The organism is Aureliella helgolandensis, from assembly GCF_007752135.1.
Classification (GTDB): Bacteria; Planctomycetota; Planctomycetia; order Pirellulales; family Pirellulaceae; genus Aureliella; species Aureliella helgolandensis.
The window spans coordinates 7433929-7452507 of record NZ_CP036298.1; the positions used below are offsets into that span (position 1 = coordinate 7433929).

Annotated in this window: 10 protein-coding genes; 5 read left to right on the plus strand and 5 right to left on the minus strand. The window is 55.4% G+C overall.

Annotated elements, in window-relative coordinates; translation table 11 throughout:
* Positions 1 to 88 precede the first annotated feature (88 nt).
* Both miaE and mtnB read left to right on the plus strand, forming a co-directional pair.
* Positions 89 to 712 (plus strand): tRNA-(ms[2]io[6]A)-hydroxylase, encoded by a 624-nt coding sequence (miaE, locus tag Q31a_RS26290; protein ID WP_231690946.1) that lies wholly within the window; start codon positions 89 to 91, stop codon positions 710 to 712.
* A 24-nt stretch (positions 713 to 736) separates the two neighbouring features.
* Positions 737 to 1399 (plus strand): methylthioribulose 1-phosphate dehydratase, encoded by a 663-nt coding sequence (gene mtnB, locus Q31a_RS26295; RefSeq protein ID WP_145084741.1) that lies wholly within the window; start codon positions 737 to 739, stop codon positions 1397 to 1399.
* 113 nt (positions 1400 to 1512) lie between these two features.
* Here mtnB and Q31a_RS26300 read toward each other — a convergent pair whose 3' ends face one another.
* From Q31a_RS26300 to Q31a_RS26315, 4 genes are all read right to left on the minus strand, one after another.
* Complete coding sequence (locus Q31a_RS26300; RefSeq protein WP_145084745.1) at positions 1513 to 2142, minus strand: PEP-CTERM sorting domain-containing protein; 630 nt, start codon at positions 2140 to 2142, stop codon at positions 1513 to 1515.
* A gap of 194 nt (positions 2143 to 2336) precedes the next feature.
* Positions 2337 to 9218: a DNRLRE domain-containing protein gene (locus tag Q31a_RS26305; RefSeq protein WP_145084747.1), complete on the minus strand. Its 6882-nt coding sequence runs from the start codon at positions 9216 to 9218 to the stop codon at positions 2337 to 2339.
* Between the two features lie 736 nt (positions 9219 to 9954).
* On the minus strand, positions 9955 to 11274 hold the full coding sequence (locus Q31a_RS26310; protein ID WP_145084750.1) for a polysaccharide biosynthesis protein: 1320 nt from the start codon (positions 11272 to 11274) through the stop codon (positions 9955 to 9957).
* Between the two features lie 66 nt (positions 11275 to 11340).
* Entirely contained in the window at positions 11341 to 14772 is a 3432-nt protein-coding gene (locus tag Q31a_RS26315) for a S41 family peptidase (protein ID WP_145084753.1), read from the minus strand.
* Positions 14773 to 14982: 210 nt separating this feature from the next.
* On the opposite strand from Q31a_RS26315, the gene Q31a_RS26320 reads away from it, so the two are divergent.
* Genes Q31a_RS26320 through Q31a_RS26330 form a run of 3 tightly spaced genes read left to right on the plus strand, consistent with a single transcriptional unit; the run spans position 14983 to position 17093 of the window.
* Entirely contained in the window at positions 14983 to 15564 is a 582-nt protein-coding gene (locus Q31a_RS26320) for a 1,2-dihydroxy-3-keto-5-methylthiopentene dioxygenase (RefSeq protein WP_145084756.1), read from the plus strand.
* A gap of 59 nt (positions 15565 to 15623) precedes the next feature.
* A complete protein-coding gene (gene mtnC / locus Q31a_RS26325; protein ID WP_145084759.1) occupies positions 15624 to 16385 on the plus strand; it encodes an acireductone synthase in 762 nt (253 codons plus the stop codon).
* A gap of 27 nt (positions 16386 to 16412) precedes the next feature.
* Complete coding sequence (locus Q31a_RS26330; RefSeq protein WP_145084762.1) at positions 16413 to 17093, plus strand: hypothetical protein; 681 nt, start codon at positions 16413 to 16415, stop codon at positions 17091 to 17093.
* 41 nt (positions 17094 to 17134) lie between these two features.
* Here the strand turns inward: Q31a_RS26330 and Q31a_RS26335 are convergent, their stop codons facing one another.
* Positions 17135 to 18271, minus strand: coding sequence for a hypothetical protein (locus tag Q31a_RS26335; protein ID WP_145084765.1), 1137 nt, complete (start codon positions 18269 to 18271; stop codon positions 17135 to 17137).
* Between the last annotated feature and the right edge of the window lie 308 nt (positions 18272 to 18579).

An 18579-nucleotide genomic window follows, 5' to 3' on the forward strand; every position in this document is an offset into this window, starting at 1 on the left:
TGCATCGAGGGGGCCGGAGTCCTCCATCCCGACTTACACGGGATTGCAGAAAGCGGTTTAATAGGTGCCAACCAGGAGCAGCCGTCCCATGGCTCGCTTTTCCACACCTGTTTCCCTCCGTAATTCCGCGCGTTCCATGCTCAATTTACAAAGCACCTCCAGCTCCCGCTGGCTGGACCAAGTCGATTCCAGTCTGGAAGAAATCTTGATCGACCACGCGCATTGCGAGCACAAAGCGGCCGCTACCGCGATGAGCTTGATGGGAGGCTATATTGAGAATCAAGAATTATGCCGCGAAATGACGCTGATCGTGGAAGAGGAATTGGAGCACTTCCATCTCGTTATCCAGCTTCTTAAGAAACGCGGGATTGCATTCCAGCGGCAGCAGCCGGGCAACTACGGAAAGTCCCTGAAAGCCCTAGTCCGTCCCAACGAACCGCAGCGAGTGGTCGACCGCTTGCTGGTCGCTGGCATTATTGAAGCGCGCAGCTGCGAACGATTCAACCTCCTGGCCGAACACGTCCAAGATGCGGAATTGGCAGAATTCTATCGCTCGCTATTCGAATCCGAAGCGCGACATCACACCACCTACGTGCGACTTGCGAAACAGTTCGCGGACGACGCCACCGTCAAGCAACGGCTGCGCGAGCTCGCCTCTCAAGAAGCAGAGATCATCGCGCAGGGTAGCCCCCTACCTCGCATGCACAGTTAGCCATTTTTCTACAAGATCATTACGATGAGCATTTCTACTGAATCTGACTTTCCCGCCCACTTGCAACCCTATGCTGAACAGATCGACGGGCTACGTGAAGTGGGGCGTGTATTCTGGGAGCGTGGCTGGAGTGTAGGCACCAGCAGCAACTACAGCGTCGTCGTCGATCGCAATCCGACCAAGATACTGGTTACCGCCAGCGGCAAGCATAAGGGGCGGTTGAGCCGCGCCGATTTCGTGCTTGTGGACAGCCACGGAGAGCCAATCCAAGCGGAGCAACCCAAGTCATCCGCCGAGACACTCCTACACTGCGTGGCCGCCGAGGACTCCAGTGTTGGGGCCATTCTGCACACCCACAGCGTCTGGTCCACCGTCCTCTCCGATCGCTTCTCGGCCCAGGGCGGCATCCTGCTCGAAGGCTATGAAATGCTCAAAGGACTCAGCGGTGTCACGACACACGAACATGCCGAATGGCTCCCCATCTTTGAGAACACCCAGCATATCCCAGACTTGGCTGCCAAGGTGAAAGCGGCCATGCAATCCCCCGAGCAACCACTAACACATGGTTACATCATACGCAAACATGGAATCTACACTTGGGGCCAAGATCTCGATGAGGCCTTCCGACAAATTGAGATCCTAGAATTCCTACTAGAGTGCGTGGCCCGCACCGGCGCCCTCTCTTAAACGCAAGCCGTCGCGAAACCATTCCTGGAAGTGTGATTCACGCAGCCAACGCAAGGTCACACTTCCAAGGATATCTCGATTCTCTTTTGAATCCCTAGTGAGACACCCCTCGACTAGGAGCGGCGACGACGCAGGAATCCACCACCTAGCAAAGCTGTCAGCAAAGTTAGGGAAGCTGGCTCTGGTACCGCCGTGACGGTGAGCAATCCAGATCTCGACGTAAGTTCAATCGCAGTATTATCCGGTCCCAGCAGGACCGAAAAGTGCTGGTTACCGACGATGAAATCAGGATTCAGCAAAATCGTGTCCCCTGCCACCTTGCTGGAAATATCCAGCGTCAAAAAGACGGCGACTCCATTGGCAGAGACCGACGTAGATGGCGTGACACCAGGCAGATTCAAGATGGTTGCTCCGTTGGGAAACGGAACTGAGGCTGAAGCACTGGCGAGGGCAGGTGTGACCACGGTACCTAAACTGGTATCGGTATCCCAGATCGTCTGATCTAAACTGAAACCGGTAATCAGCGCCGTCTCAGTTCCTCCCACGATTGTTCCTCCATCGTTAAGTCCGAAACCCAACGTCATGCCATTGAGCGCATCGGTGCCCGCAATGTTGAGCCCAATGACAATTTCTTGAGTCCCCTCACTTACAAAGATATCTTCGGTCGAAAGCGTGAGCGCCGCGGATGCGACTGACGTCAACGCAGTAGAAATCAGTACGCCTAGTGCAAGTACTCGTAACATGATCAAACTCCTAGTTATTTAGTTAGTAAACAATTTAGTACGCGAAAACTTGGTAAGAAAACCGTGGATGCAGGCCCTTAAGCCCTGCCTCCAACTCCCCTCCCAAGCAGGCACACCAACAGCGATGCAGATGCTTTGAGAGGAGAGCCAGGGACGTGCAATGACAGGACGCACCAGCAAAGAGAGAGGAGGTGTTAAGCAAGTCCATCCCGTTCGAGTTCGGCGAAAATGCTGTCGACGTTGGACTCATGTTGCTGGTCAGAATCCGAGTCTTCTTCTTCGGTTAGCTGTTGCGGGCCAACCATCACCCACATCTCTGCGGCGTCAACACCGCTCTGAGTCTGGGAGTCTCCAACCGGAGCTCCAGTCGCAAGTGCATGAGCTGAAGAACAACTCTTCCCCACAAACTCAGGTTCTGAGGAAGGCGATTCTGTAGGTAAAGAGTTTGACTCGCCATCTACGGAGGGCACCCAACCGGCGACCAATGCGGACGTGGAAGCATCCGACACCGCAGGGGCAGCCGCGACAGGTGTTGCCGCACTACCAGCAGCAGTCGCTGCAATGTCGAGTAGCACCAACGATGTAAAGCCGGTGTAATGCCCCTGCGACAATCCGTAATCCACTACGTTCACGGCGCGGTCGTGATTGAGATCGAATTTATTCTCGATGGCAGCTGGCACGAAGCCGGTAAAATTAACGCCAATCAATGCAGTGTCTTCCACGTTGACCGCAGTGCTACCGGATTGATTCCCCATCTCACCAATTTGATTGCCCCAGTAGTAGACCTTATCGGCAGACAACCCTGTATTGGGAGTTGCCAACAACGTCACTTCCAGCCACTGGTTCTGAATGGCGTTATTGGGCCATACAATCCGCAGTCGATCCGAACCGTCCACTCCAGCTCCCGCCTGAACTTCGATGGAAGTGGGAATCGGTGCCTCGGCCCAAGACGCAAGCGATTGATTGTTGCCGACGTGGAAGGAGAAATCGGCCACAGTCGGCGTACCGGCCAAGTTCGCAACATCCACGATGACACCGTTAAGACCTCGGCTGTAGTTGGTATAGTTCGCGTATGTCGCGACTCCATCTCCAGGCTGGTAGGGCTGCTTATCCGGCGCGATTGCCTCAGTTCCGCTGTAGCTCGAGTCGTTGTAGAAGACGCTCGACCCCACGGCCTCAGCCGCAGTGGCATCTGCGGGAATGTAGTAAATTTCAAGTCGCGGTCGTTCCACCAACAGCGGTGTTTCCGACGAACGAATTGCCCAACCATCGGTACCACTGGCCCAAGGCAAAATTGCCCAGCCATGGTTCTCCTTCTGGCCGGCAACCCATTCGGTCACATCGGAGGTGACGTCAAACGTGTTGAAGCCGCCCAACACGTTGGGGTTTCGGCTGGAATTCCCAGCTACCGTGGACGGATTGAGCGCGGCTTCGACCCCATCGGGCGAGATGCCATCGACCAACGTATTCCATGTATCCGTGTCGGCCCATTCGGTTAGCATTGGGAAGAACTGACCACCGTCACCGGTCGCATTGCCGGAGGTGCTGCCCAGTGTCAAAACCGCAGTCACAATGGTCGACCCAGCGGGAATCCGCCCGATCGCGTTGCCGATAATATCGTCAAAACGGAGCAAGGTTTGCGTATCTGGGGATGGAGCATCGACAAACAGCGTCTCGACAGCCGATTTATCAGTATCGGCCTCCGCGTCGCGAAGCTCAGTATCGACGGTCGATTCGTAGCCGTCCACACCGTCTCGGAAGCTGGCCGACTGCATGCCCGCCGGTAGCCATTCGATTCGCAGCGTAGGACGCTGACTCGCGTCGCTGGCCTCCGAGGAACTAATTTGCCATCCATCCGTTCCGCCTTCCCATGGCAACAAGGCCCAGCCATGGTTGGCTTCTCCAGTCGCCCAAGCTCGCAGATCTTCGAGCACACTGATCGATCCGATTCCCGTACCCGAAGAACCGCTACCTGCTAATAGCCCAATCTGTGAATCGAACTCGGCTCGCGCTTCGACCCCATCAGCTTGAACACCATCTCCCGTGGAATTCCAAGTCGCGGCGTCCGCATCGAACGCACTTAGCAATCGATGCATCTGAGCCCCATCTCCCGAATTGGTCATGTTCAAGGAGAGCACTGCTGAGGTAATAATTGCACCGCTAGGGATCTGCCCAACCCCATCCCCGAAGATCTGGTCAAACCGCAGCAGGATTTGGCTATCATTGGTAGAGCCTTCATCATGCCAATCCACCCACAAATCGGTCGGCACAGGCGTGTCTGGAGTCGATTGCGACAATCGGATATCAGCCGCACCACTGTAGGCGCCATAGCCGTTGTCTAGACCTTGCCGGAGATCTCGAACTCGCACCAAGCCAAGTTCCAGCCCCTTGGTAGCAGGCCCCGAACTCTTGCCGTTTCCGTCCACCAGCTCGATATCAAAGGTCCGTGAACTCAGCGGAGTTGTCAGTTCATTGTTTGCGAAAGTGATCGCTCGCAAAACCGCCTGAGCTCCGCCCAGCGTCGCCTGCGCGTTGAAAGTCACGCCGAGCGGCCCGGCGGTTCCGTTTCCAGCCACGGTTCCAATGACCACCCCCTGAAAGCTCACTTCGTCCCCGCTAACAGTGACATCGGCTCCCGCAACCGAGCGAATTACCAGGAGGTCGGTTGCCAGACCTCCACCACTTTGGGTGACACTCAATACGGCACCATCTAAGAATGCAATTTCCCCATCGCTAAGCACTCCAGCTGGATCAATGCTGACTGGAGTATCACCAAGTGCATAGTAGGTGGATCCACCGGATGCAATCACTGGCGTGGCCGCACCAGTGCCTGCAATGTTGAGTGTTACAGTCGCACTACTGGCCCCCCCGAACCCGTCTTCCATCGTGTAAGTGAAGGTGTCAACGACCGAATCTCCTGCATAGAGAGCGTCGAGTAGATTGCCTGGCGAGTAGACGATACTGCCGTCGGCGTTGACCGACAGACCAGCCCCCAAGGCACTCGTGACACTCGTTCCGGTCACTTTCAGACCATCGGGAGTGGGCCGCCAAACCGGTTGCGAAGCACTATCAAACGGAACGAAGGTGAAACTGAAGGGAGTGTCTTGCAGTCCCATGCCAGGCTGATCATGGGAACGAATCACAAACCCTCCCGCTCCATCGTCTTCGTAAGTAAGGTAGTTGTCTTCGACGTCTGCGTTGCCCTGAGTGGAAAGCAACAGAACGCCCGTGGCCGGGGACTGACCAGGAATGGTGAGGTTCCATTCATGGCCCCCGCTGACGACTTCCTGGCGCTGGAGCGTAAACTCCCCAACACCCAGAGTGACAGGATTCACGGCGTCCGAAGTCGGGTCCACCACCGCGGCCACCAAATTCTCCGATTGTCGTGGCATATAAACGAAGGAGAAACCACCATCTTCGCTATCGGCAAAATCTTGTTGATTGTCCCGGACGGCTAATAGGTACCGATCCGTTCCAGCAATCGCTGATACCGAGATCACATTGTCGGCCTGCTCGTTGCCGATCGCCAACAGAAACCCAGCGGTCGCCGAATCGGTAATCCCTGGGATAGTAATCTCATATCGGCCAACTGCCGTGCGAACCACATCGGTAGCCGCCAGCCCATTGCTGGCCAGCACGTTGCCGAGCGGGTCAACGTGACCTCCCGTCCAGTTGTCAGCAAAGCGGAAGTAGCTCAAACTCACACTTCCATCAGCAGCCGCATCGGCACCGAATTGCCCGATCGCTAGCGACGTCCCACCAGTACCGTTTTCGAAGGCTTGCACCAATCGGAAATCGGTAGGTGTTCCTTCATCGTTCTGCGCGATGGTAGCCAATACGACTCCATCATTGCGGGAGATGGGAGTACTGCCATCGAGAAGCTCAACTTCGCCTAACCCGTTGCTACCCAAGGTAATTGAATTGGCACCCGTACCGGTTTGCGCAACGGACCAATTGCTCGAGCCATCCACCGAAAGGTTGGCTGACGCGATTCCGACTGGCACGCCATAGACGGCGGAAAAATCGGGGTCGGTGTCGTTGCCCAGAACCGTCAGCAACGCGTGGTTGGCATGGAACTCGTTCAGCCAGATCGTATCGTTGTTGGCGACGGGAGCTTGGTTCTCGCCGGTGACAGTCACCGTCACCGTTCCGGTGGTTGTCTGAGCCGGATTGCGATTATCCGAGAGCGTATAAGTGAAAACGTCTTCGATGGTTTGTCCCACTTCCAATCCAGCAATTGCAGCTCCGCCGGTACTTGGGTTGTATCGGATGGTACCGTCGGCGTTGAGGCTGACCGTCGCTCCCAACGCGCTGGTTCCACTAACCGCTGAGACATCGAGATCGAGACCGGCCAAGCGTTCGAGCGGTTGATCAAAAGGCAGGAAGACGAAGTAGAAGTTCTCACTAGTCGCACCATATGCACCCGTGTTGAATGCTTCGATGCGGAATTGATCACCATCGGGAGTTGCCATAACCGCTTTCGGCGCGGGTACATCGGTAAACACGCCGGGAGGGTTTTGAACTTGAATTCCTTCGGCAGATATTGCAATCATGGCTCCGTCAGCTGGCGTATAGCCGGGCACGGTCAGCAGGGTGCCTCCGGCATTATCAACTGCAGTCACTCCTCCATACTGCTTTCCAAGTACAAAGCCCCCTGTCGCGTAGTGTCCGCCGATCAGATTGGGCGTATCCCCTGGGATATAGACGAAGCTCCAAGCTTGATCTTCTCCGCCATAGTTTCCACCGCCAGAGATATCGAGATCGCTGTCGACTTGCGCTACCAGCCATCCGCCGTTCACCCGAGGGCTGACCGACATAACGTTGTCATTGTTGGCGCCGCTCATCGCAAACAGCATGCCATCATCGAAGAAGGCTCCGTTGGAAGCCATGCCTGGCACCGTAATCTCCCACAACCCGGTCCCCAGCTTCGTAATGTTCGCTTGTGTAATGCCAACACCTCCCAGCAGCGTTCCATCGGCCGCCACGTGTCCGCTCGTCCATCCTTCCGCAAAGGGAAAGAAGCCGACACCTAAGGGAGAATTGCGTTCGCCGCCGGAGATCCCGGTATCGGTCGCAAAACCATAACTGCCGAATGCGTTGTAGGTATTTACGGTTTGATAGGGGCTCGTTCTATCCCGGACCGTGCCGAGAAAAACGCCTTCTGCCAAAGTCAAATCGGCTCCATCACGGCCAACTGCAACATCGCCCAGGTTGGCGGGACTCTGAATCGTCAAGGCACCTGGGGATGGTGAAGTCCCGACGACCGACCACAGCGTATCGCCATCGCCGGTTGCTGCAGCGTTTCCATCGATATTTGCCGCGGACACCGAGTATTCGGTCGTCTCTGGATGAAAATCGTTCTGACGCACTTCGATGTCAATTGAGGTCTGTTTATCCGTGACCGCTACATCGTCGACCGCTCGAGGCCCGTCATCTTGGGAGAAAACGGTTGCTCCAGCAGTGATCGAGGCGCTGGCTCCACTCCCATCGATCGCGGTAATCGTAAAGTAGGCAACGCCAAATCGATCGGGTGCAGGCCCCAGAGTCAGAGTCGTTCCCGCGATACTTCCCTCCAAGACTCCCCCTAATCCAGGATCAATCTGGTAGCTCAGCGTATCGCCGAGGTCCGCATCCGCGAACAGACTCGCCAAATCGAAGGTGACCGCGGCATCGTCCTCGTTGAAGACTTGGGTTGCAATGGTTCCTTCGACTGTGGGCGCATCATTGGCCCCGACCCAGTTGACCGTTACCGTAGCGGTATTTGTCTCTGTTCCATCGGTAGCCGAATAGACAAAGGTATCGATGGCAGTCTGCCCTGCGCCCAATGCTTGGATGGCGCCAGCGGCATCGTAGTGGACCGTGCCATCTGCGTTCCAGGAAAGCGCTACACCTAGAGTGCTAACGCCACTGCTTGCATCTCCTGGAGCCCCCAGGTCGACGTGGCTCAGAGTCGAAGCGGGAGCTAACGCATTCTCAAATGGCACAAAGAGTACCGTAAAGTCATCATCGAGTGGATTGAGCGTATTGCCCTCCAACTGGCGGATTAGAAAGTCATCGCCATCGGCTTCGTAAGAAAAGTAGACATTCCCTGGTGCACCGCGCGTCGTATCCGCGGTCTCCATGATCAACATGCCTGTTTCGGGGGAGTGTCCGTCGACAGTCATCCGCCACGTCCCGGTCGACTCTCGCTGAATCGAGAAGTCGCCAACGGAATACGAAAGTGAATTGGGAATACTCGACGCACCAACGACTTGTCCTCCAATCAGGCCTTGGCTATTTCGAGGTATATAGAGCACATTAAAATCACCATCCTCACCGCCACTGATGTTCGAGGAATTGTCGCGGCGGGCAAGGAGCCACTTGTCACCGCCGAGCGGGGTCGCGTGGGTGTAATTGTCCGAATTACCGCCAGCGATCGAAAATAGAAATCCGTCGGAATAGGAATCGGTTACGCCCTCGACCGCGATCTCATAGCGACCGGTGCCCACCTTAGTCACGGTAATGCCGGAGTTGACGGCGGCTTCATGCTCCACCCCGCTGCCGGAGAAAGCGCCGCCAAGCCAGCCATCCGCAAAGGGGAATAGAGCAGCACTCATTCTCCCCATCGACTCGCCGTCGTTTTGCGGTGCAGCCACAGTGGACAACCAGACGTTGCCGGTTCCGCCACTGTTGTAGTTGACCACGGAAAGATTGACGGAGCTGCTACCAGAGGCGGGAGCCATATTCTCGCGTAGCGTGGACAGGACGATTCCCGTCGTTCGGTCTAGAATGACATCGTCCGCCGCATCCACGGAACCATCAACATCCAACCACAAGTCAAGATCACCGAAGTTGAGTTGATCGGGCTCTTCCACCAGAGCACCAGGAATCACGCTTCGCTGAGGGACATCGCTGCCGGCTCGAGTCGGAATGAACCAATCGGCTTGATTCGTTCCTTTGTTGACGGAAGCTGGATCGTAGTCGAAATTCACCGCCGAAACCGTCTGGACTTCAGCTCCAGTGGTATCGTTCGCAAGAACATTGAGTGCCGCACCGGATGATAGGTTGAACGCGTCGTTCACTACATCTGCGGCCATTAACATTCGTTTGTCAAGTGATTCCAATTGTAATACGCGACGGAGTTGCTGACGCCTGCGCTGCAACTGGGATGCTTTCAACGATACGCGACCTTTGCTGTACATGGATGCCCCTCTAGACACAATTGAATAAATACCGGCTGGAGTTCAAAGGATTGGCAATGATACTTGTGCGACGCGCAGCGACAATTGTTGATTTCGGTTAAGAAATTGCTGCTTGGGAAGCCCAACCTCTCTTCACAATTGCCTGCACAAGATCGCAAATCGCCTACAGCCCTAAAGTTACGTAAACGCTACAGTTGGTCATCCCAACTGGGCGCGTCCAGTCGCCTCCTGCCAAACTTCACATGTTCTTTGCACTACCTAAACAAACCCACGAGAGACGCTCGGGCCGGCTGGGCTGCAGGGAATCAAATTGCTAGGGAATGGCCCTACGTGAGAATGGCAGAGGGAGTCGCCAGCGCGCGACGAAAAGAAGTTCTGCGTGGTCGCGTGGAACGCGTCCCTGCAGTCAGTCGGTTGAAAATCTACATTCCCACGAGATCATGGGAGCAAAGGGCACCTAGGGCATTGTCAAGACTGAGAATTAGGGTTTAGCGATTGTTCGGAAAAAGGTGTCCGACACCAAAAGTGCAAAGCACCCGAAGGGCCGTTCCGGATTTTGGTGTCGGACACCTTTTTCCGGGCAACCCGAAAATTAAGCTTTGACAATGCACTAGGGCCCACGCGTTCCAGCCTAGGGCGTTTGGCGACGAAACTTGAGATACGCATAGGTGCGTAGAGGTAGGACGACCAGCGCGAGAGTCAAGGCATACCCCAAGACAATCCCAGTCGTTGAGAGAAAGTAGCCGCCCACCCACACCGCAATGGCGGTCGATGAGAATCCCACCACCGAAGCGAAAACGAACGGCTTGCCTTTTCTCGACAAGACGTAGAATCCCTCGATCGCTAGAAAATGGTTTGCGACGCATCCGACGGAAAGAATCGCCAACTGCAGCGGGTCAATAAAACCGTCCTCCCAACCTCTACCAATCATGGGTAAAACGGAGATCAACAGAATCAGCGATACGAGTGCCGCGATCAGCAGCGTGGTCGAGACAACGGCATTGCGTCGCCAGAGCGTCCCCGCCGTCTCGCGTTGCCCCACACCGTGCTGTGCCGACACCAAGGAGTATTTGGATTGCATCCAGGCGATCGCCAAAGATTGGATCGCGACCGTCACGGTCAGCGTCATGCCCAAACGGCCCGCCTCAGCTTGGTCAGCGTGGCAAGTCACGATGATTACAGGAAAAAACTGAGTCGCAAAATGATAAACCACACTGATCAGAGCTTGCCGCCACTGCATCGGTAGAACTTCTTGCACCCATGAAAACCCGGTATCCACCGTCGTGACTGCTCTAGATGCAGGCTCATGGAGGCTCTTAAAAAATGGACGGTGCAGGCCATAGACCAGATAGGCTGACCACAGCAATTGCACTGAGGCCGCCACCACCAGCGCCCACAGCTTGAAGCCCAAACTTAGCGTCAACCACACCAATAAACTTGCCGTGACAGCCTGCCACAACCGAACCTGGTAAACGTCGCGTCGAAACCCGGCCCCTTCTAGGATGGCTAGGGCTGGCGAAATGGCAATGGTTAGCGCCGACACAGTCGCCAAGACAATCAACGGTAGACGCCAACTCACCGAAATATCTTCGGCGGCGAATTCATACCACCCCACGGCTACTGCCGTACAAGCGAACGGGACACTGGCCCATCCAAACCAGCGTTGGGCTGCATCGAACAGAGCCCCCATGCGTCGTTTGCCTGGCTCGCTGTTGAGCCGTCCGGCCTCATGCCCAGCCTGACTCACCAAGATGTTCAGCAACCCCAGTTCGAAGAACATCTGGATGCCCAAGATGCTCCCGATCACATAGTAGATACCACGCTCGGAAGCGGTGAAGTATCGCATCAATAGAACGATCGTAACTGGGCCAGCCAAAGCTTGCCAAACGCGAGCCGCCATGGCGTAACCCAGCGTTCCATCCAGTTGCAGAGCCGTGGTAATTCGTTTCAAGTCCATTGAGTCCACGAACACATCGGTTCTGCCTCGCTAAAGAAAAGTTCTAGAAATTGAGGGCGACTACTCGGCGGAGTCACGTTGTGAGGCATAGTTTAACTCGCGAGCTTCTTCCGCAGCGCCAACTTCAGCCAACAACAGCTCAACCCCCTGGACCAATTGACGATCCGTGCCTTGCGGCAATTCACCTGGAGCTGGCCAGAGTACTACATCGGGCTGACATCCATTCAACTCCATATCTTCGCCGCTTCCCAGCACGAACCAACCACGAAAGGGGACTCGAATCCGCCCTACATCGTTGACCTGAGCCGAGCCGGTACTCACGACACCGCCTGCCGTCTGCACGCCAACCACTTTGCCGCGTCCCAATGTTTTTACCGCATGACTAAATATCTCAGCATTGCTGTAACTGTTCTGATTGCAGAGCACTAGAATCGGCTTGCTCCAATAGGCGTAGACCGCGCGATCATGTGGATACCCCTGCCCTCCCCCACGCGGCACTGTAATTGCATGCCGCGGCTGCGTCAAAGCCGTCAACAGCAAGTCGGTCGTTGAGCCACCGCCATTGTCACGAACGTCAATCACCAATCCCTCACGCCCGTATCCAACATTGTAGAGCTGCCGTTCGAATTCAAAGAAGCTCGACATATCCATGGCTCGAATGTGCAGATATCCAAGCTTGCCAGCGCTAGCCTTCTCAACTGCCTGGCGATTGTGTTCGATCCATGCGTCGTAGAGTAGCGACCGGACTCGCGAGTAGCTGGTGGGACGCACGGAGATGCTCAATTCACGCTCTTCCATGGGCACGTTCTCCTCCTCTACTTCCTGAAGAACAGCTTCGCCCTGCGGCTTCTCGGCCTGGGCGGATAAGTCCGGTTGGCGGCGGATTCGTAGTTGAATGTCTCGATCCATCCGACCGTTGAGCAGTTGCGTTAAATCGAGCGCGGGATCGACGGGCGTTCCATCGATCGACAACAGAATATCACCGGCCCGCAGTTGACTGTCTTCCCTGTCCGTGGGACCTCCTGGAATCACATCGCGCACCAGTAGTCCCGGGCCCGCATAGTCTTCCACAAATCGGATGCCGAGGTGGGCGGTCTCATCACGCCAGCCTTCAACGGAGGGGCGGTTGGAAACGCCACTGGGATAGAACCCCAGGTGAGAACCATTCAATTCACCCAGCATCAACTCAACAACATTGGCGAGTCCAGCGGTATCGGAAGCCTCCGCCGCCACTTGGCTGTATTTGCGTCGCACTTCATCCCAATTGCGATTTGCGAAACGCTCGTCATACCAAGCTTCTCGCATCGTCAGCCAAGCTTTCTCGAACCCTGCCCTGAGCCAGCCGCTTCGAGAAATGGTTTGAGCGACCTTGAATCGGTAGGTTTCGAGCTTGCCGTTCGACTCTAGCTTTGCCGGACTGCCTCCCTGGAGATACAAAATCCCCTTGGCTTCCTCGGACCAAACCGCACGCGTGCCCATCGAGGTACTTAGCAGTTTGGGAGTTAAATCCGTAGGGAATTCGACGGTGTACCATCCTCGGACTCCTTTAACAGTGGCGTTGAAGAGGAGCTTCTTGCCATCCGGCGAAAAGAGCAGATCCGATTCATGACTATCGGGAATCGATATTTTCCGCAAGCGTTCGTGAATATCTTCCCAGTCAATCGTGACCTGCACCGGTGCATCGGAGTCCTCCTGCTGAGCCGGTTTGGTATCCTGCGAATTTGCAGCTGTCTCCGATTTGGAATCTGAGCTCTCCTCAGACGGTTGCTCAGCGGTAGTTTTGCGTTCCTTGCGCATCAACTCCAAGGCCTCTTCGATGCGACGTTGACGCGAGGTCTGCTGGTCATCGGCTTGGTTCAAATAGACGTAGTACACATCTCGCTCGTCATCCGAGCGGCGTCCAGTGAATGCCAGTATCTTTCCGTCCGGCGAGAACTTGGGAGAACCTTCGTTGTCGGGATGCCGAGAGACGTTGACCGCTCGCGATTCCCCCGAGATCGACGTTATCCAGATCTCGCTATTGAAATCGTTATCTTGCTGGGAGTAGGCAACCCATTGACCATCGGGAGAAACATCAAAATCGAGAGAACTAAAACCGCGGACCAGAGTCCGTTTTTGGTTGGTCTCAAGATCCAAAACGACGAGATCGCCGCGTCCCTGCTGCAATAGCAAGCTTTTACCATCGGGGGTGAAGGTCAATCGACTTTCCACATGGGAGTCTTGCGTCATTTGCTCGAGCGTGAACTCTCGGTTCTCCCACCAAAACTGCGTTCCAACCTTGCGACTCGCCCGCCACAGGTCAACTTGCCCCGCATCGGTGGCGGTAAACCAAATCGAATTTCCATCTGGCGCAAACAGGACACTTGCTTCATAACCAGCGGTGTGGGTCACGCGTTGAGGTTCACGAAGTACCGTATCCATGACCCACACATCTCCGCCGGCGATGAAGGCGATCTCTAAACCGTCGGCAGTGAAACTTACATCCTCTGCAGATGAGATTTCGCGTCGCAATTCAGGATTCGGGAGGTGAACATCGCCCGCAACGCTCAAATCGATTCGTTGGGGTTGCTCCCCCTTCCCGACTCGCAGACGGTACAGATCGAATAAATGCCTAAATACCAGCACACTTCCATCGCGAGCAATGGCGGGGAAGACGATTGAATCCTCCGGAAAATTGGCGATGCTCTTCTGTTTTGCTGGCTTGGAATTCTGCTTGGGAAATCGATACCGCCAGAGATCAAACCCCTGCTCATCCCCTTTCGTAAAATAGAAGCCCTTGCCATCTGGCATCCACAGGGGCCACATGCATTCGACGCCCTCGTGCAAGAGCTCGGTGAACTCCCCCGACTTCAAATCGAGTTGCCAAATTTGCGACGCGCGCTCCCCTTGGTAGCCCTTCCTCCACCACCTTTCCCCTTCGCGAGTGAACAACACGCGCTGGCCATCCGGAGAAAGTTTCGGATCTTCGACCATTGCATCCACCAAAACCTTGTCAGCCCGCCGCTGCGTGAGATCAACTTGCAATAGGCGATTCGCATCTCGGTGAAAATGGTCGCGAGAGCCGGTTGCCAAAAGCGACTTTCCATCCGGAAACCAATCTTCCAGCGAATATCCCTCCGAGTGGTAGCTCACCTGCCGCAGAGAGCTTCCGTCGGTGGCCATCACAAACAACTGAGACGTTCCCGTTCGATTGCTTACGAAGGCCAGCGATTTCCCATCAGGAGAAAACAACGGCTGATCATCAACCGCCTCATTATTCGTCAGTCGAGTAAGCTGAGTTCCATCCAACTGGGACGTCCAAATCTCTCCCCTCCATGAAAATGCCAGCAAGCTTCCATCGGGAGCCAATGCGGGGTGATTCGCGAGACGAATCGTACGGGACTCCAACTCGCTAGCGGCAATTTGCGGCAGACCGAGAGTCACCAGCAAACCAAGCCTCAATACTTCCAAGAAACATCGGTGGACAATTGCGGTAAAACGGGGAGCATTCATTGGGCAGGACAGTTATTGCGATTGCGGCTATTAAAGTGGGCTGGGGTGTAACAAGAATGCCCCAGACAGGCGGTAAACAACCGATCATGACCCGAAAAAGCTTGCATTTCAATCGTTTTTGGTCGGTTGCTCAGATGCTTATCCCGGTTTACCTTAATATCCTATTGGAGCTTGCGTCAGATCCCCTAGTTTTCCGGAAGGTTACACCCCATGGCTCGCGTCATTATTCAAGACGAAAATCGGACAATCACCGATATCCCTGAGATTCGAAGCTTCCTAGAACCCTTCGGAATTTGGTACGAGAACTGGCCCGTTGAAGAGCGATTGCAGGCCGACGCGACCAACGAAGAAATTTTGGCCGAATTCGCGCCCGAAATCGAATCCCTCAAGCAGCGCGGTGCCTTTGTGACCGCCGACGTGATCAACGTCAATCGCGACACACCCAACCTCGACGCCATGCTGGCGAAGTTCGACAAAGAGCATACTCACTCGGAAGACGAAGTGCGATTTACCGTAGCGGGGCGGGGCCTGTTCCACATCCATCCCGAAAACGGCCCAGTGTTCGCCGTCGAAGTTTCCTCTGGCGATTTGATCAATGTTCCATGCGGTATGAAACACTGGTTCAACCTATGTGACGAGCGCGCAATTCGATGCATCCGATTGTTCGAAGACATGTCCGGTTGGACTCCCGAGTACATCGAAGAGGGTGTGCATAGTAAGTATCAACCACTCTGCTTTGGCCCCAATTACGTGCCCTCGGATGTCTCGATCGAGCCTAACATCAAGCTCTAGCTTCGAACCGTTTCCCGCTCCACAGCGCGCCCCTTTCTCTCGTTCATTGCCGGTCCGAAATGCCTACTAGCCCTACCAACGTCACTGGCGTCCTGCTCGATATCGAAGGGACAACTTCCAGCATTTCGTTTGTGCATGATGTCATGTTTCCCTTTGTACTGGATCGGCTAGACACCTTTTTGGCCGAACACTTTACGCGAGGCGACGTCCAAGCAGCCTGCGAGACCATTGCCCAAGATGCAGGGCATGCATCCCTGGCGGCTTGGCAGGCGGCTCAAAGCACTGTGTCCGCTCAAGCCACTGTGTCCGCTCAGGAGCTGGTGGCCCAAGAAGTGCGCAAGTTGATGGCCAACGATGTCAAAGCCACAGGCCTCAAAGCCCTTCAGGGCTTAATTTGGCAAGTCGGTTTCCAGGCGGGAGAGCTGACCGCGCACGTTTATCCAGATGTGCTTCCCGCCATTGAGACCTGGCGAGCTGGCGGGCTGGATGTGCGCATCTACTCTTCGGGCAGCATCGCCGCTCAGAAGCTTTTCTTTGGACACCTTGAGGACGCGGGAAATTGCTTGCATTTGTTTTCAGGCCATTATGACACTACCTTTGGAGGGAAGAAAGAAGCGGACAGCTACCGTCGTATTGCCGCAGACTGGGGCAAGCCACTTGAGGAGATACTGTTCGTGACAGACATTGCTGAGGAAGCTACCGCAGCGATAGCGGCAGGTGCTCAAGTCGCGGCCAGCGTGCGGCCCGGCAACGCATCGCTCCCCCCCGATTTGAATGTCCCTCTGATTACATCCTTCGCTGAACTGTCACTCTTGACCTAAAGCGACCGCATCGGTTACAGGGAGTGCATGGTTCGCATTCCCCCACTCTTGGTACGCCTCTTCGCTTCTCTGCTGTTGCTGAGTTCTGTCGGCTGCGCGAATCTCTTGAAGAGTCGCTACGCCATGGACGATCCGGTTTATGCTGCAAAATACGAAGTAGGTGCAGAAAAAACGGATGTACCCGGCAAAGTCAAACAAGCCATCGACGCGCGGTTTGTGGAAGGGCTCAACGGCAAGTATTTGGCCGGCGGCAGCCAATGGCGCAATGCCACCCAAGGCCTGCTGACGGGAGCCGAATGGGGTTACGAATACTACCCAACCAGCTGGTACAGCTCGCGTGTGGGGCTGGCGGGCTACCTGGGCCCCGATGATTGGTACGCCGGCTTAGACACCGGTGCTCGCATTCAATTACCCACGCGTCTCACTCCCTTTGCTGGCGTAGGCATGTTCAACGGCCTCTCCACCGTGCGAGCCGATGCCAGCGACGACCGCAAGGACAACGACGAGGATGGAAGCATCGACGAATTTGACGAGATGGAGACGAACGTTGATGGTTGGTTGAGTACGGTGTACCCGGAACTGGGGGTCCACTGGTGGCCTGTAGGACAAGCCCGCATCACTGCGTACGCTCGCTATCTGATCTCTTCCGAAGGTCGGGCACTCGACGACTGGTTGGCCGGTGTTCAATTCACCGCTTTTGATCGCTAGCACGTGGCTTGCTACCAGCATCGGGAACGCCACTTCTCCGATTACTGGGCCGCTACCATGTCGCTTGCGGCCCGATGAGAAATAGCAACGTGATCACCATAGGCTGGCGAACCGTAGGCTTTCGGGAACGCAAGCTGCACGAGTTGCTCTCGCTGGTCCCAATAGTCCAATACGGCAACTCGCAAATCGACTGGCAAACGATTCGTCGCGGGGTTATCTCGATATCGATTGCGAGCCCCGAAGATCACTTGCGTGAGGTAGTCTTCAGGAATTCGCGGCTGCACCATGTCGAGGGCTGCTCCCATCTTATGCCACATGGTGGGCAACGATTTTTCCTGCACTTGAGACTGGCTGGCGGCGGCCAGCGAACGCAGCGAACGCTCCTGGGTCACGTAGCGTTTAGCTTGCGCCGCGGCCGGCCAATCTCCCTCCCGGTGTGTGGTCATCCACATTCGTGTATGGCCCAGGGAGTGAATGCGACTCGAGCCAGCCTGCTCGGTTCCCATCGCTTGCATCGAAACCTGCAACATATCGGCTCGCCAGCCAGGGGGCACTTCCACTAGAATTGCGATTTCTCGCACCCCCTCCAGCACCGGCAAGGGACCAGGACGAAACTTGAAAAACACTCCGTAGCCTCGCCGAATCGTACCGCTCGAACTCAAGACCTGCATCGGAGGCTTGCGTTGAAAACTCTCTTTGGTGCTATCCTTGTGTGCAAAGTCCCCTTGCCCAGTTGCTCGCCCAATCGGCTCATAGGCGGCCGAAACATTGAATCCCAACTTACTGTCTTGTTGGCGGGTCGTTTCAACGGCGACATTGCCTTCGACCGAAGTGTAGACCTCGCTCTTGGGCCAGAAATCAATCACGCGTAACGTTTGATAGGTGCTCTCCAGTTCGACGGCATACTCGGTAACCACTCCCCGAAACTCGGGATTCACATAGGTCGAAACCGGAATGCGCAGCCGCATTAGCTGTCCACCAGTGGTGGGTGCATCGACCAGAGTCGAATCCACCTCTTGCGCCACCGTCACTGCAGGTGCGTCGAAGGCGACCGGTAGAACCTCCGCACCCCAAACAAACGATGCGGTCGACGATACATTTACGGTTAGCAATAACGCGCTAAGCAGGAACAACCGTCCGCGAAAAGCGATGCGGGACGCAGTGGCTAGAATATTCATGACAGGGCCCCCGAAGAATCATCTGGGCTTCGCTTTCCCCCTTGCAGCCGAGTTGGGAGTGACCCAAAAATCGAAAAGGCAAAGTGGATGCGAAGAGTACAAGTACACCTATTGTGGTCCTCTTGCCTTCCCTGCTGCCGATCGCTTGACTATCTCATCTCTATCTCTGACGAGCAGTCCTCAATGCTTCGCGGCCTGAAGACTCCTGAATTGCTGGTGCTAGCATTTAGCATTGCAATATGGCCGCGAACGCAAGTATTTAGCGAATCGAATTTCATCCTGAATTGAAACAGCATAGCTTGAGCTAA

What these genes read in the sequence shown, in the direction of transcription:
- Q31a_RS26330 (WP_145084762.1), top strand. Translation starts at nt 16,413, where the DNA reads ATGGTTCGCATTCCCCCACTCTTGGTACGCCTCTTCGCTTCTCTGCTG.
- Q31a_RS26300 (WP_145084745.1), bottom strand. Translation starts at nt 2,142, where the DNA reads ATGTTACGAGTACTTGCACTAGGCGTACTGATTTCTACTGCGTTGACG.
- Q31a_RS26320 (WP_145084756.1), top strand. Translation starts at nt 14,983, where the DNA reads ATGGCTCGCGTCATTATTCAAGACGAAAATCGGACAATCACCGATATC.
- mtnC (WP_145084759.1), top strand. Translation starts at nt 15,624, where the DNA reads ATGCCTACTAGCCCTACCAACGTCACTGGCGTCCTGCTCGATATCGAA.
- miaE (WP_231690946.1), top strand. Translation starts at nt 89, where the DNA reads ATGGCTCGCTTTTCCACACCTGTTTCCCTCCGTAATTCCGCGCGTTCC.
- Q31a_RS26305 (WP_145084747.1), bottom strand. Translation starts at nt 9,218, where the DNA reads ATGGCCGCAGATGTAGTGAACGACGCGTTCAACCTATCATCCGGTGCG.
- Q31a_RS26335 (WP_145084765.1), bottom strand. Translation starts at nt 18,271, where the DNA reads ATGAATATTCTAGCCACTGCGTCCCGCATCGCTTTTCGCGGACGGTTG.
- mtnB (WP_145084741.1), top strand. Translation starts at nt 737, where the DNA reads ATGAGCATTTCTACTGAATCTGACTTTCCCGCCCACTTGCAACCCTAT.
- Q31a_RS26315 (WP_145084753.1), bottom strand. Translation starts at nt 14,772, where the DNA reads ATGAATGCTCCCCGTTTTACCGCAATTGTCCACCGATGTTTCTTGGAA.